This is a genomic window from Pseudomonas sp. TS_SC_3 (assembly GCF_056156225.1).
Window position 1 is genome coordinate 3,276,925 of sequence record NZ_CM149586.1, and the last position, 21,538, is coordinate 3,298,462.

Genomic DNA, 21,538 nt, shown 5'->3' on the forward strand with positions numbered 1-21,538 from the left:
CGCAATTATGACGGATGACCCCTTGAAGACTTTTGACCAACTGGGCGTGATCGGCCTGCGTGAGTGGATCAACCTGCCGGAGCTGGGCATGATCGGCCTGCGCGCCAAGATTGATACCGGTGCCAGCACCTCCTGCCTGCACGCCAGCGATATTCAGTCATTCGACCGTGACGGCGAGCCCTGGGTGCGGTTTACCGCACACCTCGGCACCCTGGTACAACGCCGCCACCGCTGCGAAGCACCGTTGGTTTCAGTGAAAACCATCAAAAGCTCCAACGGCCATAGCCAATCGCGTTACGTAATCCGCACGCCCGTGACCCTGGGCGATCGAGAATGGCCGGTAGAATTCACCCTGACCTGCCGCAAGACCATGCGCTACCGCGTGCTGCTGGGTTCAAAAGCGCTGATTACCGGGCAATTGCTGGTCAATCCGGCGCTGACCTACGTACAGAACAAACCCACCCTTGCTGACCTTTCTGGTGCCCAATGAAGATCGCCGTGCTGTCGCGCAACCCGCGCCTCTATTCCACCCGCCGCCTGGTCGAGGCCGGGCAAGCACGGGGCCACGAGATGGTGGTGATCGACACCCTGCGCGCCTACATGAACATCGCCAGCCACAAGCCGCAGATCCACTACCGCGGCAAACCGCTGGAAGGCTTTGATGCGGTGATCCCGCGCATCGGCGCCTCCGTCACCTTTTATGGCTGCGCGGTGCTGCGCCAGTTCGAGATGATGGGCGTGTTCCCGCTTAACGAATCGGTGGCCATCGCCCGCTCGCGGGACAAGCTGCGCTCGCTGCAACTGCTGTCGCGCCGCGGTATCGGCCTGCCGGTCACCGGGTTCGCCCACTCCCCGGATGACATCGCTGACCTGATCGACATGGTCAATGGCGCACCGCTGGTGATCAAGGTGCTGGAAGGCACCCAGGGCATCGGCGTGGTGCTGTGTGAAACGGCCACCGCCGCCGAGTCGGTCATTGAGGCGTTTATGGGCCTCAAGCAAGACATCATGGTGCAGGAATACATCAAGGAAGCCGGCGGCGCGGATATCCGCTGCTTCGTGGTCGGCGACAAGGTGATTGCGGCGATGAAGCGTCAGGCCAAGCCCGGCGAATTTCGCTCCAACCTGCACCGTGGCGGCAGCGCCAGCTTGATCAAAATCACCCCGGAAGAGCGCATGACCGCCATTCGCGCGGCCAAGGTCATGGGATTGAGCGTGGCGGGCGTGGACATCCTGCGCTCCAACCACGGCCCGCTGGTGATGGAGGTGAATTCATCCCCAGGCCTGGAAGGCATTGAAACCACCACCAACAAGGATGTTGCCGGCATCATCATCCAGTACATCGAGAAAAACGGCGGCCCGCACCTGACCCGTACCAAGGGCAAGGGCTGAGCCGGGCATAGGCGAAGCCCGGTCAAGAATTGCGAAACGCTGCAGGCTCTGGGGTGGACGATGCTCTTTTCATCCACCGTGAGGTAGCCAGGGGGGATGGGGGAAGCGTCATCCCCCCGACATGTAAGGCACCGCCTAGGACTCACGGCCTTATCCCGTGCGCTCGGAACCGTGATGTATCTCCATCCAGGCCAGGAAGTCAGCCTCTTTCAGCGGCCGGCTGAAGTAAAAACCCTGCCCCAGTGAGCAGCCATGCTCACGCAAACAGTCAAGCTGCGCCTGGCTTTCGATACCTTCAGCAATGCATTCCAGACCCAGGTTGCGGGCGATCACCAAAATGGTCTGCACCAGCATCAGGCCGCTGCCGTCTTCGCCGTCCATGTCCCAGGTGAAGCTGCGGTCGATCTTCAGGCGGTCGAGGGGTAAACGCTTGAGGTAAGTCAGCGAGGAATAGCCGGTACCGAAGTCATCAATGGCGAAGCGCACGCCCAGTGCCTTCAGCGCCTGCATATTGCTGATGCATTGCTCGACCTCCTCCAGCAGCACCCCCTCGGTAATTTCCAGCTCCAGTGCCGCAGCCGGCACCTGATGCCGCTGCAAGCACTCACTGATCCGCGCCACGCACGTGCGTTGGCGCAGTTCACGTGGGCTCAGGTTGACGGCCAATACCAGCTGCGGCCGCTGCGGCAACCAACGCGCTAGGGCGGCGCAGGCCTGCTCCAGCACCCAGCTCCCCAACTCCTCGATCAGCCCGGTTTCCTCTGCCAGCGCAATAAAGTCGCCAGGCATAATCTCGCCGCGCTCCGGGTGAACCCAGCGCAGCAGCACTTCGGCACCGGTAATGCGCTCGGTGACCAAGGCCAGTTGTGGCTGAAACACCAGATAGAGCTGGTTACGCTGCACCGCCTGGCGCAAATCGCTCTGCAATTGCAGGCGCTGGTCGATGGCGGCCTGCATCTCGGGCGCGAAGAAGTGCACGGCGTTACGCCCACTTTGCTTAGCCCGGTACATGGCCGTGTCCGCCTGCTTCAATACGTCGGCGGCAACCTGGGTGCCAAACGGGTGCAGCGCAATGCCGATACTGGCGCTGATGGACAGCTCATGGCCGTCAATCCAGCAGCTACCGGCCAGGCTTTTCAGCAGTTTATCCGCAGCAATTGCCGCCGCTTCCGCCGCCAGTTGCGGGTTGCTGTCGAGCCCTTCGAGCAGCACCACAAACTCGTCGCCGCCCATCCGCGCCAGGGTGTCTTCGGTACGCAAACCGCTGGCCAAGCGCAGGGTGACTTCACGCAACAGGCCGTCGCCAACCAGATGACCGAGGCTATCGTTGACTGTTTTGAAGTGGTCGAGGTCGATAAACAGCAGTGCGCCGAGGCTGTTCTCGCGCTGCTCACGGTTCATTGCGTGCTGCAGACGATCAAGTAGCAAGCGCCGGTTGGGCAGGCCGGTGAGTTCATCGCTGAAGGCCAGGCGTTCGATCTCACGCTGATAGCGCTGGCGCTCAGAAATATCAGTCATGCTGCAGCGAATCAGCACCGGTTCACCCGGCATGCGCACCAGGCGCACCTCGCAAGGGATCTGCCGCCCCGCGCTGTCGCGGTGCAGCCAGTCAAAGACCGGCGCTTCGCCAGCCAGTGCGCGCTGCAGATAGAGTTTGCCCAGATCAGCGGTGAGCTGGCCGTCCGCCTGTTTGTTCGGGCTCAGCTCGTAAACGCGCTTGTTGGCAATTTCTTCGCGGCTATACCGCAGCAGACGCAGGGCGTTATCGTTGCACTCGACCATCGTGCCGTGCAGGTCGAAGAGCATGATCGCCTCAGGCGCATTTTCGACGATGGTGCGGTAACGCGCCTCGGCTTGCAGGCGCTGGCTGATGTCCTCGACCAGCAACACAAACATGCGCACCCGCCCGTTACTGTGGCGCACTGCACGCAAACTGACGCGGGTGTGCACCAGGCTGTCGTCGGCACGCCGGAAGCGTCTTTCCAACTCAAAGCCTTCACGGCTGCCACTGAGCACCTGGTCCAGCAGCGGCTGCTCGGTCAGCAGATCCTCTTGCAGGGAAAGCCCTTCCCAACTACTTGCCAGCAGCTGCTCACGGCTAAGGCCGAGGATGCTGCAGAGTTTGTGGTTCACCTCTTCCCAGGCAAAGCTCGGGCTGGTCAGGGCCATGCCGATCAACGGGGCTTCAAAGAACAAGCGCAGCCGCTCATCGCGCTCGCGCAGCTGCTGCTCGGCATATTTGCGCGCACTCACGTCCTGCAAGGCGCCATAAACCCTGACTAACTCGGCGCCGTCGCGCTCGGCAATACCGCGAATACGTATCCAACGGGTCTTGCCCTTGGCCGTGAGCAGGCGCACTTCAAAGTCGAATTGCTCCGTGCCGTCAATCAGCTGCTGCAGCACCTGTTCGGCCAGTATGCGGCCGCTGCTGTCCAGGTAACTCAGGGCGCCGGCGAGGTCAGGTGTACCGTTTTTCGGGTCCAGTTCGTAGATGCGAAAGCAGCCAGCGCTCCAATCCATATCCTGCTGCGGCATGTTCAGCACCCACCCACCCAGACTGGCGATGTGCTCGGTTTGGCTAAACAGGTAACTCTGCCGGAGCAGCTCATCACTCTGTGAGCGCACCTGGCTGGCCAGTTCTTCGCGGGTCGTTACATCACTTTGCAGGGCGACAAAATGGCTGACGCCTTGGTCATCGTGCATCGGCGCAAACGTGATTTCGTTGCAGAACAGCTGGCCGCTCTTGCGGTAATTACGCAGCACCACATCACAGCCCATCCCGTCGCGTATCGCCTGCTGCAAACGGCTGAGCCCCTGTTGCTGCTGATCATCACGCAGCAGGAAGTTCCAACTGTTGCCCAGGCTTTCTTCGCGGCTGTAGCCGGTAATCTGCTCAAAGGCCGGGTTGCAGTAAATCAGCGGCAGGTCCGGCTGGCGGGCGTCGGCAATGATCACGCCCAACGGGCTGGCTTCCAGGGCCAAGTTAGCCAGGGCCAGTTGCTGCTGCATTTGTGCGCTGCGCGCCAGGGCCTGGCGTAGATCGCTCAGGCTGCGCCCCACCAGCAAGGTGGCGAGCATAAACAGCAATACACCGATGTGCAGCTCCAGCCGCTGCGGGTCCAGCCAGGCCGCACTGTCCATCAACCCGCGCAGCAACGGCAGGATCAACACCATCAACACACTGAACAGCGCCCCGCAGATGGCGCCAGCAAAGCCCCACACCAACGCCAGGGCGAGCATCACGACGCCCACCACTGGCAAGGTTAACGTCAGCGGCAGCAGCCCCAGCAGCCAGGGCATGCCGACGAAAATCAGCACCAGCAATGGCCACGGCGGAAACTGGCGCAACACCTCAGGCACCTGCTCACAACCACGCAGCACCGGTGCTGCCAGCCAGCCTCGGCGGCGCAGCCAGGGCGTGACATAAGTTAGCAAGGGGATGGCGATGGCCAGTGCGGTCAGGCTATCGGCCATCCACAGGGTCATGCTGCCCGACGCTAGCACTGTCAGCGGGGCGAGACCGGTCAGCCAAAGGTTACCCTGCACGCCCAGTGCAACAGGGATAGTGGGCACTAACACGCCCAGCAGCATAAACCGCAGCAAGTGGCTGAGTTCGGGTACGGCGGGGTCAAACGACCCTGGCCGCAGCAACAGCCAGGCCAACGCCACGCCAAGGGTTTCCGGCAGGGCATAGAGCGGCGCCCACTGCCACTCCAACCCCCAAAGCGGGATGGACAGCATCGCGTTGAGGTACACCGCGAGCAACACACGCGGCCCCCACCAGAGGGTGAGGACCAAGGCCAGGGCAAAGGGTGGATACCAAAGCGCCGAGCCGTCAGTGAATTGGGTCGCCAGGGACAGCCACGTGGTCAGATGGAGCAATGGCAGCGGCAGCAACCAGGTCCATAACGAAAGGCGGTGGGGAACTGCAGGCATGCTGACCTCATGTCATCGCGTCGACAGAGCATAGTTCAGCGCTCTGATGACAGTATGCCAGCGCTGGCTAGACGGCGTCGCGCGGCAACAGCAGCCCCAACGGCAGACACACCCGCGCCTCCAAGCCGCCACCAGAGCGGTTGCGCAATTCAACACTGCCGCCATGCAGCGCGGCAATACGCTTAACGATCGCCAGGCCTAAGCCTGCGCCCTGACCACCACGGGCGCGGTCACCGCGAATAAACGGGTTGACGATGCTGCCCAGCTCGGCCGGATCAATCCCCGCTCCACGGTCTAGCACGCTGAGGACCACATAGGGCGCCGCGTGATCACCGGACAGGGAAACCGCCACTTCCACGGCATTGCCACCGTAGCGCAGGGCATTTTCGATCAGGTTGACCAGCAATCGCTTGAGCGACACCCGGCGCAGCGGGAAAGGCGGCACGTGCTCCAGGCATAGGCGCACCATTTCCTGTTTCTGGTTGTAGGGCGCGACCACCTCACGAATCAACTCAAGCAGGTCGAGTTGCTCCAGCGGTTCGTCGCGGCCGTCACGAATAAAAGCCAGGAACTGATCGAGAATCGCATCCATGTCCTCGATGTCGCGCACCATGTCCTCGGTCAACTCTGAGTCGGTGTGCAGAAACTCCATGGACAGGCGCAGGCGCGTCAGTGGTGTGCGCAGGTCATGCGACACCCCGGCAAGCATCAACTCGCGTTCGCGCGCCGCCTGCTCAACGTCTTCGGCCATCTGGTTAAAGGCGCGGTACACCTCGGCCATCTCGCTTGGCGTATCGCCGACGGGCAGGCGCACGCTGCGGCCTTTACCAACCTGGCGGGCGGCGAAGACCAGGCGCTTGAGCGGCGCACTGAGCTGGCGCACAAAAATCCACGCCGCAGCCGTCGACAGCAAGCCGATAGCAAGGAACCAGCCGAGCACACTCCAGATCCGCTGGCCACGCAACGGGTGCGGGTACAGCGGCACGCGCAGCCAGTCATCGCCCAAGGCCGGCGCATGCACCCACAGCGCGGGCGGGCTTTTGGCACGCACGCGCACCTCGGTTTGCGGGCCCAGCTCGGTTTGCATCTGCCGAGCAAAAATCTCGCTGTACGGCCAATGCTGTTCAGTGGCCGGCACTTGCTCATACGGCACCCGCTTAAGCCCGGCGGCCTCGGCGATGGTGGCGCGGTCTTCCGGGTCCGCTGCCCAATAGGCGCGCAGGGTCAGCGCGGCGCCATGGCTGTACTGGCGGTCGACCAGCACGTCCTCGTTCATCATCAGATAAACCAGGGTCAGCGCCTTGGAGAACAGCACCACGATCAGCACCAGCCACAGCGTGCGGGCGAAAAAGCTTTGCGGGAACCAGAGAGGGGTTTTCATGGTGACTCGATGTGGTTGAAGGGGGGATCGCGCCTCATCGATCCACCGTGCTAAAACAGAGGTGGATGAACAGAGCGCCATCCACCCTACGGCGGCTACTTATTACCGTCCGGCACGAACACATAACCCACGCCCCAGACTGTCTGGATATAGCGCGGTTTAGATGGATCGGGTTCGATCAAGCGGCGCAGACGGGAAATCTGCACATCTATAGAGCGCTCCAGGGCGTCCCACTCGCGACCACGGGCCAGGTTCATCAGCTTGTCGCGGGTCAGTGGCTCACGGGCGTGTTGCACCAGGGCCTTGAGCACGGCGAACTCGCCGGTGGTGAGCATGTGCACCTCGTCACCCTTCTTCAGCTCACGGGTGGCCAGGGACAGTTCGTAGTCGCCAAAACTCACGCTTTCGTCTTCGCTACCTGGCGCGCCCGGTACCACCGGGGCCTGGCGGCGCAGCACGGCCTTGATACGCGCCAACAGCTCGCGCGGGTTGAACGGCTTGGCCAAGTAATCGTCAGCGCCCAGCTCCAGGCCTTGAATACGGCTGGCCTCATCGCCCTTGGCAGTGAGCATGATGATCGGCACTTGATTGTTCGCCTCGCGCAGGCGGCGGCAAGCGGACAAACCATCCTCACCCGGCAGCATGAGGTCGAGCACCACCAGGTTGAACAGTTCGCGGGCCAGCAGGCGGTCCATCTGCTCGACGTTTTCCACGGCGCGCACACGGTAACCCTGCTCGTCGAAGAAACGCTCAAGCAGGCGACGCAGACGGGCATCGTCATCAACGATAAGGATTTTTTCGCCTTCAGCGGGAAGTACAGTGCTGCTCATTCAGGGCTCCTTGACCAGGCTTCCGCCGGGCGCGGGCGCGCTGGCAGTGTGCAATGCTCGGCATTATGGCTCAGGAGCCGCAGCCGACGTGCAGCCCATTGTTAGCAGATTTTTCCCCGATGGGTTCCCGGCGCACTGCCGGGCAGTGTTTATAATGCGCGGCTTTCGTGTCTGGCCCGTGGTCTGCGTGGCCGGTTTTTCGTTTCAGTGTGGGTAGCTTTTCATATGCTCAGCATCAACAACCGCATCGCCGAAGAACTGGGTGTACGCCCGCAACAGGTCGCCGCCGCCGTGGCGCTGCTCGATGAAGGCTCTACCGTGCCGTTTATTGCGCGCTACCGCAAAGAGGTCACCGGCAGCCTGGACGACACCCAACTGCGCAACCTCGAAGAACGCCTGCGCTACCTGCGCGAACTCGACGAGCGCCGCGCCAGCATCCTCGCCAGCATTGAAGAACAGGGCAAGCTGACGCCCGAACTGACCCGCGAAATCAACCTGGCAGAAACCAAAACCCGCTTGGAAGACCTGTACCTGCCGTTCAAACAGAAGCGCCGCACCAAGGGCCAGATTGCCTTGGAAGCCGGCCTCGGCGAACTGGCCGATGCACTGTTCAACGACCCTACACTGACGCCGGAAAGCGAAGCCGAGCGTTTTATCGACGCCGAAAAAGGCTTTGCCGACGTCAAGGCCGTGCTCGAAGGCGCCAAATACATCCTGATGGAGCGCTTCGCCGAAGACGCCAACCTGCTGGCCAGCCTGCGCAGCTACCTCAAGGACAACGCCATCCTCAGCGCCCGCGTCGTCGCCGGTAAAGAGAACGAAGGCGCCAAGTTCCGCGACTACTTCGAGCACGATGAAAAGCTTAAAGGCGCGCCCTCGCACCGCGCCCTGGCTATCTTCCGTGGGCGCAATGAAGGCATCTTGAGTGCCAGCCTGAAAGTCGGCGACGAGCTGCCGGGCGGCGCTCCGCCCGGTAGCATGCACCCGTGCGAAGGCATGATCGGCGAACGCTTCGGCATCAGCGCCCGTGGCCGCGCCGCCGACAAATGGCTGGGTGAAGTGGTGCGCTGGACCTGGAAGGTCAAGCTCTACACCCACCTGGAAACCGACCTGTTCGGCGAGCTGCGCGAAGCCGCCGAGGACGAGGCGATCAACGTGTTCGCCCGTAACCTGCACGACCTGCTGCTGGCCGCCCCGGCCGGCCCGCGCGCCACCCTGGCGCTGGACCCGGGCCTGCGTACCGGCTGCAAAGTCGCGGTGGTCGATGCCACCGGCAAAGTGCTGGAAACCTCCACGGTTTACCCGCATGCGCCGCGCAACGACTGGGACGGCACCCTGGCGATCCTCGCCAAGCTGTGCGCCAAGCACGCGGTCGACCTGATCTCCATCGGCAACGGCACTGCCAGCCGCGAGACCGACAAGCTGGCTGCCGACCTGATCAAGAAGTTGCCGGGCCTGAATCTAACCAAAGTCATGGTGTCCGAGGCCGGCGCCTCGGTGTATTCCGCCTCGGAGCTGGCCGCCAAGGAATTCCCGGATATGGACGTGTCGCTGCGCGGCGCCGTGTCCATCGCCCGTCGCCTGCAGGACCCGCTGGCCGAGCTGGTGAAGATCGACCCGAAATCCATTGGTGTCGGCCAATACCAGCACGACGTGTCGCAGCTGAAACTGGCGCGCTCGCTGGATGCGGTGGTCGAAGACTGCGTAAACGCCGTCGGCGTCGATGTGAACACCGCCTCCGCCGCGCTGCTGGCGCGCATCTCCGGGCTTAACACCACCCTGGCGCAGAATATCGTCGCCTTCCGCGACGCCAACGGTGCGTTCAACAGCCGCGCCGACCTGCTCAAGGTGCCGCGCCTGGGTGACAAGACCTTTGAGCAGGCCGCCGGCTTCCTGCGTGTAATGAACGGCAGCAACCCGCTGGACGCCTCCGCTGTGCACCCGGAAACCTACCCGCTGGTGCAGCGTATCGCCGCCGATACCGGACGCGATATCCGCTCGCTGATCGGTGACTCGGCCTTCCTCAAGCGCCTCGACCCGAAGCAGTTCACTGACGATAAATTCGGCCTGGTGACCATCGGCGATATCTTGAGCGAGCTGGAAAAACCCGGCCGCGACCCGCGCCCGGAATTCAAGACCGCCGAGTTCCAGGAAGGCGTGGAAACCCTTAACGACCTCAAACTGGGCATGATGCTCGAAGGCGTGGTGACCAACGTGACCAACTTCGGCGCCTTCGTCGATATCGGCGTGCACCAGGACGGTCTGGTGCATATCTCGGCGCTGTCGGAGAAGTTCATCAAAGACCCGCACGAGGCGGTCAAGGCCGGCGACGTGGTCAAGGTCAAGGTCATGGAAGTCGACATCCCGCGTAACCGCATCGCCCTGTCGATGCGCATGGGCGACACCCCAGGCGAGAAGATCGAAGGCCAACGTGGCGGGCAATCCCGCGGCGGTAAGCCGGCCGGCAATGCCCCGCGCAGCGAACGCCATTCCAGCCAGGAAAAACCTGCTCCGGCCAGCGGCGGTATGGCGGCGCTGTTTGCCAATGCCAAGACATTGAAGAAATGAACGAAAAACGTCCTGTCGGCGCCAGCAGCGCCTTTTCCCGCCTGCTCGGCCTGGATATTCTCCAGGTCGGCGGTGGCGAGGCCCGTGTGCGCCTGGCCCTCACCGACGACCTGCGCAACCTCCACGGCAAACTGCACGGCGGTGCGCTGTTCTCACTGATCGACACCGCCATGGGCCAAGCCAGCCACAGCCTGGGCGATGGCAGCCCGAGCAGCGTCACCCTGGAGTGCAAGATCAACTACATTCGCCCGGTAACCGACGGCAGCGTGCTGTGCCACGCCAAAGTGCTGCACGCCGGACGCCGCACCCAGGTGGTTGAAGCCGAGGTGTGGCAGGACGATAAGCTGATCGCCAAGGCGCAAGGAACCTTCGCCTGTATATAAGTCGCCGTGCAGGGTGCAGCGGCGACCCACAGCGGCAAGCAAACCGGGCACAGCGGCCGCCAAAGGCTGTGCCCGGTGTAGCTGCCGGCTTACGCTCACCACTTGAAGAGTGCGCAAGCGCCCCCCATATTGTTGCGATTGCCTCATATTTGCGGCGTCTGCCAGCTAGGAAAACACCTTGAGCGATCTTCTCTCCCGCCGCATAAACCTCCTGGCTGAGCCGGCCAACCTTTCTCTGCTTTCACAGTGCCTGCACGGTATCGAGCGCGAATGCCTGCGTGTCGACGGTGCCGGCCAACTGGCGCTGACCACACACCCGGCCGCCCTCGGCTCGGCCTTGACGCACCCGCAAATCACCACCGACTACTCCGAATCGCTGCTGGAATTTATCACCCCAGCCGAGCCTGACCCGGCGGCGACGCTGGCTGACCTGGAGCAGATCCACCGGTTTGCCTACAGCAAGCTGGACGACGAATACCTGTGGAGCCCGTCGATGCCCTGCGCACTGCCGGATGAGGAAACGATCCCCATCGCGCGCTACGGCCACTCGAATATCGGCGAACTCAAGTACGTGTACCGCAAGGGTTTGGCCCTGCGTTACGGCAAAACCATGCAGTGCATTGCCGGCATTCACTACAACTTCTCCCTGCCGGATGCCCTCTGGCAGCTGCAACAACAGGCCGAAGGCGACACGCGCAGCGCCCAGGATTACCAGTCAGCGCGTTACATCGCCCTGATCCGTAACTTCCGCCGTTACAGCTGGCTGCTGATGTACCTGTTCGGCGCGTCACCGGCGCTGCACAAAGGCTTTATGCGCGGCCGTCCGCACCAACTGCAGGAGTTGGATGACGAAACCCTCTACCTGCCCTACGCCACCAGCCTGCGCATGAGCGACCTGGGCTACCAGAGCACCGCCCAATCCGGCCTGACGCCCTGCTATAACGACCTGGTCAGCTACACCGACAGCCTGCGCCAGGCCGTTGGTACGCCCTACCCGCCCTATGTGGAAATCGGCGCGAAGAAGGATGGCGAGTGGCTGCAACTCAACACCCACATCCTGCAGATCGAAAACGAGTACTACTCCAACATCCGCCCCAAGCGTGTGGCGCACAGCGGTGAGCGGCCGATTCAGGCACTCATGGCCCGTGGTGTGCAGTACGTTGAAGTGCGCTGCCTGGACATCAACCCCTTCCTGCCGCTGGGTATCGACCTGACCGAGGCGCGTTTCCTCGACGCGTTCCTGCTGTTCTGCGCCCTGCAGGACAGCCCGTTACTGGAAAGTGATGAGTGCCACGCCTGCACCGACAACTTCCTCAGCGTGGTTAAGGAAGGTCGCCGTCCGGGCCTGCAATTGCAGCGTAAGGGCCAGCCGGTAACGCTGCAGGCGTGGGCCAACGAGTTGCTGGAGAAAATCCTGCCGTTAGCCGCACTGTTCGACCAGAACCAGGGTAGCCATGCTCACCGCCAGGCGGTGCAGGCGCAACAGGCCAAGGTCGCCAACCCCAGCCTGACGCCCTCCGCACAGGTGTTGGCGCAGTTGCAGCAGGGCTTAAGCTTCACCGAATTCGCCCTGCAGCAAAGCAAACTGCACGCCGAGTACTTGCGCAGCGAGCCCCTGAGCGCCGAACAGCAGGCAGCGTTCGAAGCCCGCGCCGCACAATCGCTGCAGGAGCAAGCCGAGCTGGAAGCTAACGATGACGGCGACTTTGACAGCTTTGCCGCCGCGTACCAGGCGAGCATCCTCGCCCCGGCAAGCTGATCAAGCCCTGTCGGGCACGCGGGCCAGCCGCCAGCCAGCGTTTCGCCAACTGCATCACATAACCTGTCAGCGGTGGCAACAGCAGGATCGGCGGTGCAGTCGCGCCGCCGCGATGCGGCTAGCATTGCAAGGGTGATTCCACTGCGAGCTGCCGCCATGGCCTGCACCGACCTCAGCACGGAAGATGACCAGCACTGGAGCCTGGAAAGCCTCAACAAGGCTTACCAACAGGGCTATATGGCAGGGCTGACGGGGCAAACCAACACCCCGCGCGGGCTCGCCGCCGCTGTGCTAATCGCCGCCTGGGAAGCGGGCTGGGATGACGGTCGCGAGCAGTACGCGCAGCACAAACGCCACAGCACCTGACCGTCCTTCGCCACGCCATCACTCACAGCAACGCGACAACCACCCCTATTCCAGCAGCCTGATGCTTTGACGCTGCACCACAAGCGTTCACGCCTGGTCTAATTCCGATTTTTATTCGATATAAATCCTAAAAAAACCGCCTTAAATCCGATAATCGCTTTTAAAGCCGATTTTTATCGGATATAAACCAAGCGTGTTAGTCGTTTTCGCGGCGTATTGTTTGTCGCCATAAGCCTGCGCAGCGCCGAGGTCACGTGCGTGACCGCAAAACCACGCGCTCCGGCAGCTGCAAGCCTTGATGCCACCTGGGCTACGATTAACGCCACACGGTGGAATGGCCCATAGCAGCCTGTTATCACCCACAATGACCAGCACCACGCTCGACCTCCCCGATCCCGCTCAACGTTTTGGTGACCCGATGACAACCCTGACCAGCACCCCACGCGCCGATGGTTTTCGCATGCCTGCCGAGTGGGAAAGCCACAGCCAAACCTGGATGGTTTGGCCGGAACGCCCGGACAACTGGCGCTTAGGCGGCAAGCCCGCACAGGCCGCCTTTACGGCCGTGGCCAAGGCAGTTGCCGAATTCGAACCGGTGACCGTGGGCGTGTCCGCCGGTCAGTACGAGAACGCTTGCGAGCGCCTCAGCCACAGCAATATTCGCGTTGTGGAAATCACCACCGACGACGCCTGGGTACGCGATACCGGACCAACCTTTGTCACCAATAACCGCGGCGAAGTACGTGGCGTGGACTGGGCGTTCAACGCCTGGGGCGGCCTCAACGGCGGCCTGTACGCCAACTGGGTACGCGACGACCAAGTGGCGCGCAAGATTCTGCAAATCGAAGGCTGTGCGCGCTACCGCCTTGACGAGTTGATCCTTGAAGGCGGCTCGATCCATGTCGACGGTGAAGGCACCCTAATCACCACCGAGGAATGCCTGCTCAACCCAAACCGTAACCCGCACCTGAGCCGCGAGCAGATCGAACAGCTGCTAGCGGATCATTTGGCGATCGACACAGTGATCTGGCTGCCGGATGGCCTGTTCAATGATGAAACTGACGGCCACGTCGATAACTTCTGCTGCTACGTGCGCCCCGGCGAAGTGTTGCTGGCCTGGACTGACGATGCCAACGACCCCAACTACCCGCGCTGCCAGGCCGCCATGCGCGTGCTGGAAAGCGTGCGCGATGCCAAGGGCCGTCAGTTGATCGTGCACAAAATGCCGATTCCTGGCCCGCTGTATGCCAGCGACGAAGAATGCGCCGGCGTCGATCTGGTCGCCGGCAGCCAGGAGCGTGATCCGTCAATTCGCCTGGCCGGCTCTTACGTCAACTTCCTGATCGTCAACGGCGGCATCATTGCACCCAGCTTTGACGACCCCAAGGACGCCGAAGCGGAAGCGATGCTGCAGCGCCTGTTCCCAGAGCATCGCGTGGTGATGGTGCCCGGCCGGGAAATTTTGCTGGGCGGCGGCAATATCCACTGCATCACCCAGCAGCAACCCGCACCGCAACAGCGCTAAATGCAAACGCCCGGCCAGCGCCGGGCGTTTCACCGCCGCCCCTGATCACCGCCTGTGAGCCCCAGTGCACACGCATATATGCGCTGCAGCTCGAGTGTTATTCTCGCGCTCATGAAATCAACGTCCTCATCGCCCAGCGACACCCCGCACAGCCTCACCGACACCAACGCCATCATCCAGGCGCTGGCCAGCGGTAAGAACAAACGTGTGCGCAAACTACTGGCACGCATGCACCCTGGCAAAGTAGCCGCGCTGTTGGAGCTGCTCGATGCCGAACAACGCCTGACGTTGTGGCAGCAGATGAGCCCCGACCTGGAAGAGCGCAGCCTGCATCACCTGAGCCCCAGCCTGAGGGCGCAGCTGGTTGGCGACTCGGCCGAGTCCAGCCTGAGCACCCACGACGACGCTGACAGCCCCCACACCAACCAGCTAGAAGCCGTGCGCCAAGCGCTGGCTCAGGGCAAGCTCAAGCGCCTGGGCAAATTGCTGCACCGCATGCACCCGGCCAAAGTCGCCGGCTTGCTCGAAGCCATGCCACCGGTGGAGCGCTACCAAGCCTGGAGCATGGTGGAAACCGAGCGGGCGGGCAAAGTGCTCACCTACCTGCACGATGAAATCCGTACAGCCTTGGCGTTGGAGCTTGATCCGGAAGACCTGATCGCCGCCACCGCCGAGCTTGAGCTGGATGACCGTGTCGACCTGATCCAGGCCTTACCGGCCGACCTCGGCAAGCAGTTGCTGCACGCCAGCAGCACGGCGCAGCGCCGGCAGCTTGAGTCGATGCTGTCCTACCCCGAGGACTCGGCCGGCGGTTTGATGAATGCCGACCCGATCCAAGTACGAGCCGATGTGCGGGCCGGGGCGGTGCTGCGCTACTTACGCTTACTGGAGCGCCTGCCGCCGCAAACCGACCTGCTGATGGTGGTTGACCGTAAGGGCCATTATCAGGGTGCGCTGCGCCTGAGCGAGCTGGTCACGGCGGAACTCGACCAACGCGTCAGTGAGCTGATGCACGATGACATCAGCGGCATCGCCGTGGACACCAGCGGCAACGAAGTGGCCCGGCTGTTCCAGGACCATGACCTGCTCTCCGCCCCAGTGGTTGATGCGCATAACCGACTGATCGGCCGGATCACTGTGGACGACGTGATCGACCTGATTCGTGAAGATTCCGACCGCGCCTTGATGCACATGGCGGGCCTCGACGATGAGGCCGACATCTTCGCCCCCGTATTGGTGAGCGCCAAGCGGCGCGCCGTGTGGTTGGGCATAAACCTGCTCACGGCGTTCGGCGCTGCGTGGGTTATCGGGTTGTTTCAAGCGACCCTTGAGCAGTTAGTCGCCCTCGCCGTGCTGATGCCGATTGTGGCCAGCATGGGCGGCATTGCCGGCAGCCAAACCCTGACCTTGGTCATTCGTGGCCTGGCCTTGGGCCAGGTACAAAAGGGCAATATCCGCATTCTGCTCAACCGCGAACTGGGTATCTCGATCCTCAACGGCATGCTCTGGTCGGTGGTGATCGCCCTACTCGCGGTGGCTTGGTTTGGTAACTGGGGCATTGGCGCGGTGCTCGGCGTGGCCATCCTGCTTAACCTGCTCTGCGCCACCTTGTCCGGCTGGGGTATTCCGTTATTGCTGCACCGCATGGGGATTGACCCGGCACTGGCCGGCAGTGTGATCCTGACCACGGTGACCGATGTGATTGGCTTCTTTGCCTTTCTCGGCCTGGCCACCCTGTTGCTGCTCTAGCTGGGCGGTGCAATGCCCACAAGCACGCCATCAAAAAAACGCCCGCTATACGCGGGCGTTTTCTTTAGTCCTGCATGGCTTGGGTGAACTGGCCGATAGCCGCGACGACCCGCTGTGCTTCATCGCGTATTTCCAGCATCACCTCACCGGCCTTACTGGCCAGCAGCACGCCGTGCTCGGCCCTCTGCTTGCTGCCATCCATCCCCTCAACGGCCTGCAAGGCGAGGTCATGGTTCAAGCGTACCACCTCGTTAATTTCAATGGTGGCCTGGCTGGTACGCGCGGCCAGGTTGCGCACCTCATCCGCCACCACCGCAAAACCACGGCCCTGCTCACCGGCGCGCGCCGCTTCAATGGCTGCATTCAGCGCCAATAGATTCGTTTGCTCGGCAATCCCACGGATCACCTGGACAATGCTGCTGATGCGCTCTGACTGCGCGCTCAGGGCCTGAATGTTGCTGGCAACCTTGGCCAGCTCATCGGCAATCCCACGCACCTCCTGCACCGTTTCTTCGACTGTTTGCGCCCCCTTGATCGCGCTGGCATCGGTTTCCTGCGCAATGTCGTAAGCCAACTGGGCAGCCGCCGACTCGGCATCACGGTGCAGCACCTGGCTGGTAATGTCGTTGGCAAACTTGACCACCCCGTATAGGCGGCCGGCCGCGTCAAACAGTGGGTTATAGGTGGCGCGCAGCCACACCACCTGACCGCTCTTGGAAACTCGCTTGAAGCGGTCCGAGATAAACTCGCCGCGATTCAGCCGCTGCCAAAAACGCTGATACGCCTCACTGCTGGCTTCTTCATGGTCACAGAACTGGCGATGGTGCTTGCCCCGCACTTCATCCAGGCGATAGCCCATGGTGCTGAGGAAGTTTTCATTCGCGTCCTGCACCTCACCGGCCAGGTTGAACTCAACCACCGCCGTGGAGCGGTTGATGGCGTTCACATAGCTACCGTGCTGATGTTCGGCGTGCATGCGCTCAGTAATGTCAGACGCCAGCTTAATCACCTTACTCACCTGCCCTTGGGCATTGCGCACCGGCAGGTAGCTGGCTTCCAGCCAGATTTCGCGCCCATCTTTGGCGATCCGCATGTAGCGGTCGCTAAAGCTCTCACCAGCCGCCAGGCGCCGCCAAAAGGCTGCGTAGGCTGGGCTGGCAAGCTGCTCTTTGGCGCAGAACAAACGGTGGCTCTGCCCGCGCAACTCTTCCAGGCGGTAGCCCATCACGGCCAGAAAGGCCTCATTGGCATCGAGAATTTCACCTTGAGGGGTGAACTCAATCATCGCCAGGGTGCGGCGGATCGCACCCATCACTTCCTGATTTGCTAACAACTCCTGCTGGCACTGTTTTAACTCACCGCGAAGACGCGATCCGAACATATCGACCTCAAGAGTATGAAAATCATGCTGAGCACAGGGGCGCCTGATCGCTCTGTGCAGCTAATCAGGCTATCGGCTGGCCGCACATAATATGTAGCGCAGATTCACTCGCCCGCGTGGGCGCGCTGGACACTTTGCGGGTCGAGCGTGCACAGCGCTTGGTACTGGCTGAGAAACACTTGCCCACCAAAGCGCTGGAGAAAATCCGAGCGCTGCAGCCGATCCATCACCGGCCCTTTGACCTCGGACAAATGCAGCTGCACATTGGCGCTTTGTAGCTGCTCGGCGATAGATTCCAGGGTATCCAGAGCGCTGGCATCGATCTGATTGACCCCCGAGCACATCAGTACCAAGTGGCGCACTTCGGGACTCACGGCAATCAGCTCGCCGATGCGGGCCTCCAGGTAACGGGCATTGGGGAAATAGAGGCTTTCATCCACCCGTAACGACAGCACACTGGGGCTTTGCGCCGTGTCATAGCGCTGGATATTGCGAAAATGCTGACTACCCGGCACCAGCCCGACCACGGCCATGTGCGGCCGGCTGGTGCGCCAGAGAAACAGCAGCAGCGACAGAGCAACGCCGAGCATGATGCCGGCCTCAACCCCTTGCAGCAGCACGCCGAAGAAGGTCGCTAACTGCGCGCCGCCCTCAGCTTTTGAGTAGCGCCAGGTGTGGCGCAGGCTCGGCACATCCACCAACCCGATCACGGCCACCAAAATACTCGCCGCCAATACCGCCTGCGGCAGGTGCCGCAGTATCGGGGCCAGGCCCAGCACCGCCGCCAGCATCAAGCCGGCGGCGAAAATGCCAACCAGCGGCGTGGCCATATTGCTTTGCCGAGCCACCGCCGAACGCGAAAAACTCGCCGCCACAGGCATGCCACCACTGACGGCCGAAGCCACATTGGCCGCGCCCTGGCCCAGCAGCTCCAGATCAGGGCTGATTAACTGGCGGCTGCGCATGGCCAGGCTCTGGGCAATCGAGATCGACTCGACAAAGCCCACCAAGGCAATCAGCAATGCGGCCGGCAGCAGTTCCCGCAGCAGGCTCAATTCCAGGCTTGGCAGGCCCAGCGTGGGCAACCCGACCGGCACCACCCCCACCACTTTTATCCCGTAAGCTTCTAACTGCAGCAGCGCCCCTGCTGCGATTGCCAGCAGCATCACTGCCAGCGCGCTGAGCTGTTTGACCCGCAGCGCCCAGGCAGCGGGCACGCCGAGCAGGCTAAGGTGACGTAACAGCACCAGGACCACCAGGCTCACGCCACCCAGCAGGAGTGTTGGTCGATGGACTGCAGCCAGCTGACCATACAGCGCCGGCAGCACTTGCGGCAGGGTCAAGCCATCCGCCGGTACGCCCATCAAGTAATGCAACTGACTCACGGCAATCAGCACTGCGGCGCCACTGACGAACCCGGAAATCACCGGATGACTGAGAAAGTTGGCCATAAAACCCAGGCGCAACAGGCCCATCAACAACAGCAACGCGCCCACCAGCAGGGTCAGGCCCACGGCGGCGGCGCTATAGGCGGCACTGCCTGCTGCGGCAATCGGTGCCAGCGCAGCCGCCGTCATCAACGCCAAGACCGCCACCGGCCCAAATGACAGTGCCACGCCGGGGCTTGCGCCGATCAGTGCATACACCACCAGCGGCAGAATGCTCGCGTACATGCCCGCCACTGCCGGCAAGCCGGCCAACTGCGCATAGGCCAACGCCTGCGGCACCAGTAACAAGCAGATCAGGCTGGCAGCCACCAGATCACGGCCCGCCTGACTCCGGTCGTACTCACGCAGGGTTTTCAGCAGCGGCCACTTATAAAACATTCAACGGCACCTTGAGGTAGCGCACACCATTGTCTTCAGCGGGCGGCAAATGGCCGGCGCGCATATTCACCTGCACCGCAGGCAGCATCAGCGCGGGCATACCCAGGCTGGCATCGCGGGCCTGACGCATCGCAACAAAGGCCTCTTCATCAATGCCCTGGTGCACATGCACGTTGTGCGCACGCTGCTCGGCCACCGTGGTCTGGTAGCGATGCTGCTCGCGGCCCGGCGCCAGGTAATCGTGACACATAAACAGCCGCGTGCTGGCCGGCAGGGCAAATAGCCGGGCAATCGAACGGTACAGGGTGCGTGCATCGCCGCCGGGGAAATCACAGCGCGCGGTGCCGTAATCCGGCATAAACAGGGTGTCGCCGACAAATGCGGCATCGCCAATCAGGTAGGTCATGCAGGCCGGCGTATGCCCAGGCGTATGCAGGGCGCGAGCGCTCAGCGTGCCAATCAGAAACGCCTGATCATCCTGAAACAGCTGGTCGAACTGGCGACCATCGACCGCAAACTCGCTACCGGCATTGAACAGCGTGCCGAAGGTGGTTTGCACGGTGCGGATCTGCTCACCTATCGCCAAACGGCCGCCCAGCGCCGCCTTGAGATAGGGCGCGGCGGAAAGGTGATCAGCATGTACGTGGGTTTCCAGCAACCACTGCACGCTCAGACCGTGCTCACGGACGTAGGCGATTAAGCGGTCAGCGCTGGTATAACGGGTACGCCCGGCGGCGGCATCGTAGTCCAGCACGGAGTCGATAATCGCGCACTGCGCAGTGGCAGGGTCACTGACGACGTAACTGTACGTCGAGGTGGCAGGGTCGAAAAAAGCCTGGATGAGCGGTGGCATGGCAACTCCAGCCTGACCGGCCAAGCCGGTCAGTATTGCGGTAGGTTAACCGTTGGTCTTGCAGGTATTGATGCCTAACAGCGAGTACGCCGGACACGATCGCAACAAGCCGGTGGCCAGCGGCACAAGGCCAATCAGCCCCCATAAGCCAATCACGCCGCTCAGGCTTAAGCCAATCAGAATCAGGCCTGCAGCAATGCGCAGGCTACGGTCGAGGGTGCCAACATTTGCTTTCATAGTGATCTCCCGATCATCAATTACCCGCGCCGGCGTTCCAGCGCAGTAAACACAATCATTCCCGCCAGCATCGCCACCACGAACAACAACACCTGCCAGCGCCCTGTCAGCAGCATCGCCACGGCCGGCCCTGGGCAGATGCCGGCAATCCCCCAGCCCACGCCAAACAGCAGGCTGCCGCCAATCAGCCGGCGATCCAGCTCGCGTTTGCCGGGTAGTTGCATGGGCGCACCAAGTAAGCTGGTGCGCTGCAGCCGCGCCCAGCTGAAGGGCAAAAACGCCACGCCAATAGCGGCTGCCATAACAAATGCCAACGAAGGGTCCCAGTGACCCGCCACATCAAGAAAAGCCAGCACTTTGGCCGGGTTGGTCATGCCTGCCGCCAGCAGGCCAATACCGAACATCACCCCCGCGAGAAAAGCCATCACCTTGCGCATGCTCAGCCCCCCAGCAGGTGGCGAAGGACAAACACCGTAGCGAAGCCCGCCGCCATAAAACCCAGGGTGGCCGCCAATGACCGCGGCGATAAGCGCGACAAACCACACACGCCATGACCACTGGTGCACCCCGAGCCGTAGCGGGTGCCGAGACCCACCAGCACGCCTGCGATAAGCAGCGCGCCCCAGCTCGTATCAATCTCAATCACAGGCAGGCGACTAAACAGTTGCCAAAGCAGCGGCGCGAGCAGCACACCGAGCAGAAACAGCGCCTTCTCGCCTCGCCCTTCGCCGCGTGCCAACACGCTGCCAAGCAAACCGCTAATGCCCGCGACACGGCCATTCATCACCACAAACACACTTGCCGCCACGCCAATCAATGCACCGCCTGCCAGGGCACTCCAGGGGGTAAAGTTGTACCAATCAATAGCCATTATTCAGTGCCTGCGCAGAACTGCTGATAGAGCGTATTAATCACCGCCAACGCCGCTGGGCTGCTGATGCAGTAATAAATCTGCTTGCCTTCACGGCGGGTGGCCACCAACCCCTCACGACGCAGTACGGCCAGTTGTTGTGACAGGGTCGGCTGCTGAATACCCAATTTGGCCTCCAACTCGCTGACGTTCAGCTCACCCTGAGAGAGCTGACACAGCAGCAGCAGGCGGTCCGGGTTACTCAGCGCTTTAAGCAGCTGCCCGGCCGCTTCGGCATTGGCGCGCAGCTGCTGGATATCGAATGAGGCTTCATCTGGTTTCATGGCACACAACTCAGTTAACGTAAAAACAATATATTATTTTATATATTGATCGGCAAGCCCGTACGCCACCATGAATCGCGGGCGTAAAAAAACCCGGAACAAAGTCCGGGTTTCTGCTGCTGCATGAGCCAAGCGGGATACACCCACTCACCCATCAC

At 62.1% G+C, this 21,538-nt stretch carries 18 protein-coding genes and 1 pseudogene; 8 read left to right on the plus strand and 11 right to left on the minus strand.

The annotated features are described in order from the left end of the window. Positions 1 to 22: 22 nt before the first annotated feature. Positions 23 to 490, plus strand: coding sequence for a retropepsin-like aspartic endopeptidase RimB (gene rimB / locus AC0J6G_RS15455; protein ID WP_475249173.1), 468 nt, complete (start codon positions 23 to 25; stop codon positions 488 to 490). After that, entirely contained in the window at positions 487 to 1,392 is a 906-nt protein-coding gene (gene rimK / locus AC0J6G_RS15460) for a 30S ribosomal protein S6--L-glutamate ligase (RefSeq protein WP_475249175.1), read from the plus strand. The genes rimB and rimK overlap by 4 nt, the downstream gene beginning before the upstream one ends. A 150-nt stretch (positions 1,393 to 1,542) precedes the next feature. On the opposite strand, the gene AC0J6G_RS15465 is transcribed toward rimK, so the two are convergent. The 3 genes from AC0J6G_RS15465 to ompR all read right to left on the minus strand — a co-directional run bounded on the left by AC0J6G_RS15465 (position 1,543) and on the right by ompR (position 7,539). Beyond that, a complete protein-coding gene (locus AC0J6G_RS15465) occupies positions 1,543 to 5,328 on the minus strand; it encodes a bifunctional diguanylate cyclase/phosphodiesterase (RefSeq protein ID WP_475249177.1) in 3,786 nt (1,261 codons plus the stop codon). A gap of 67 nt (positions 5,329 to 5,395) precedes the next feature. Next, positions 5,396 to 6,709 (minus strand): ATP-binding protein, encoded by a 1,314-nt coding sequence (locus AC0J6G_RS15470; protein WP_475249179.1) that lies wholly within the window; start codon positions 6,707 to 6,709, stop codon positions 5,396 to 5,398. Between the two features lie 95 nt (positions 6,710 to 6,804). Beyond that, on the minus strand, positions 6,805 to 7,539 hold the full coding sequence (gene ompR, locus AC0J6G_RS15475) for an osmolarity response regulator transcription factor OmpR (RefSeq protein WP_475249181.1): 735 nt from the start codon (positions 7,537 to 7,539) through the stop codon (positions 6,805 to 6,807). Positions 7,540 to 7,764: 225 nt separating this feature from the next. Here ompR and AC0J6G_RS15480 point away from each other — a divergent pair, with 225 nt between their 5' ends. From AC0J6G_RS15480 to mgtE, 6 genes are all read left to right on the plus strand, one after another. Continuing rightward, positions 7,765 to 10,107 carry a Tex family protein gene (locus AC0J6G_RS15480; protein ID WP_475249183.1) on the plus strand — a complete coding sequence of 781 codons (2,343 nt, stop codon included), beginning with the start codon at positions 7,765 to 7,767 and terminating at the stop codon, positions 10,105 to 10,107. Next, positions 10,104 to 10,490, plus strand: coding sequence for a PaaI family thioesterase (locus tag AC0J6G_RS15485; RefSeq protein WP_475249185.1), 387 nt, complete (start codon positions 10,104 to 10,106; stop codon positions 10,488 to 10,490). Before AC0J6G_RS15480 ends, AC0J6G_RS15485 begins: the two co-directional genes overlap by 4 nt. 178 nt (positions 10,491 to 10,668) lie before the next feature. Beyond that, complete coding sequence (gshA, locus tag AC0J6G_RS15490) at positions 10,669 to 12,249, plus strand: glutamate--cysteine ligase (protein ID WP_475249187.1); 1,581 nt, start codon at positions 10,669 to 10,671, stop codon at positions 12,247 to 12,249. A 156-nt stretch (positions 12,250 to 12,405) separates the two neighbouring features. After that, on the plus strand, positions 12,406 to 12,615 hold the full coding sequence (gene rmf, locus AC0J6G_RS15495) for a ribosome modulation factor (RefSeq protein WP_475253780.1): 210 nt from the start codon (positions 12,406 to 12,408) through the stop codon (positions 12,613 to 12,615). 418 nt (positions 12,616 to 13,033) lie between these two features. Continuing rightward, complete coding sequence (aguA, locus tag AC0J6G_RS15500; RefSeq protein ID WP_475249189.1) at positions 13,034 to 14,140, plus strand: agmatine deiminase; 1,107 nt, start codon at positions 13,034 to 13,036, stop codon at positions 14,138 to 14,140. Between the two features lie 111 nt (positions 14,141 to 14,251). After that, positions 14,252 to 15,889, plus strand: a complete 1,638-nt coding sequence (gene mgtE / locus AC0J6G_RS15505; protein WP_475249191.1) for a magnesium transporter — start codon at positions 14,252 to 14,254, stop codon at positions 15,887 to 15,889. A 64-nt stretch (positions 15,890 to 15,953) separates the two neighbouring features. Here the strand turns inward: mgtE and AC0J6G_RS15510 are convergent, their stop codons facing one another. From AC0J6G_RS15510 to AC0J6G_RS15545, 8 genes and pseudogenes are all read right to left on the minus strand, one after another. Then, entirely contained in the window at positions 15,954 to 16,532 is a 579-nt protein-coding gene (locus AC0J6G_RS15510; RefSeq protein ID WP_475253782.1) for a methyl-accepting chemotaxis protein, read from the minus strand. After that, a pseudogene (locus tag AC0J6G_RS15515) lies at positions 16,512 to 17,270 on the minus strand (PAS domain-containing protein); the annotation flags it as partial. The pseudogene AC0J6G_RS15515 and the gene AC0J6G_RS15510, both read right to left, overlap by 21 nt. Before the next feature lie 104 nt (positions 17,271 to 17,374). Next, positions 17,375 to 19,096 (minus strand): SulP family inorganic anion transporter, encoded by a 1,722-nt coding sequence (locus AC0J6G_RS15520; RefSeq protein ID WP_475249193.1) that lies wholly within the window; start codon positions 19,094 to 19,096, stop codon positions 17,375 to 17,377. Continuing rightward, the gene (locus tag AC0J6G_RS15525) at positions 19,086 to 19,949 is read right to left on the minus strand and encodes an MBL fold metallo-hydrolase (RefSeq protein WP_475249195.1); all 864 of its coding nucleotides are present in this window, start codon (positions 19,947 to 19,949) and stop codon (positions 19,086 to 19,088) included. Before AC0J6G_RS15525 ends, AC0J6G_RS15520 begins: the two co-directional genes overlap by 11 nt. A gap of 45 nt (positions 19,950 to 19,994) precedes the next feature. Beyond that, on the minus strand, positions 19,995 to 20,186 hold the full coding sequence (locus AC0J6G_RS15530) for a YgaP family membrane protein (RefSeq protein ID WP_475249197.1): 192 nt from the start codon (positions 20,184 to 20,186) through the stop codon (positions 19,995 to 19,997). Positions 20,187 to 20,206: 20 nt separating this feature from the next. Further along, positions 20,207 to 20,623: a DUF6691 family protein gene (locus tag AC0J6G_RS15535; protein ID WP_475249199.1), complete on the minus strand. Its 417-nt coding sequence runs from the start codon at positions 20,621 to 20,623 to the stop codon at positions 20,207 to 20,209. Positions 20,624 to 20,625: 2 nt separating this feature from the next. Beyond that, a complete protein-coding gene (locus tag AC0J6G_RS15540; protein ID WP_475249201.1) occupies positions 20,626 to 21,057 on the minus strand; it encodes a YeeE/YedE family protein in 432 nt (143 codons plus the stop codon). Further along, positions 21,057 to 21,380 carry an ArsR/SmtB family transcription factor gene (locus AC0J6G_RS15545; RefSeq protein WP_475249203.1) on the minus strand — a complete coding sequence of 108 codons (324 nt, stop codon included), beginning with the start codon at positions 21,378 to 21,380 and terminating at the stop codon, positions 21,057 to 21,059. Before AC0J6G_RS15545 ends, AC0J6G_RS15540 begins: the two co-directional genes overlap by 1 nt. Positions 21,381 to 21,538: the final 158 nt, after the last annotated feature.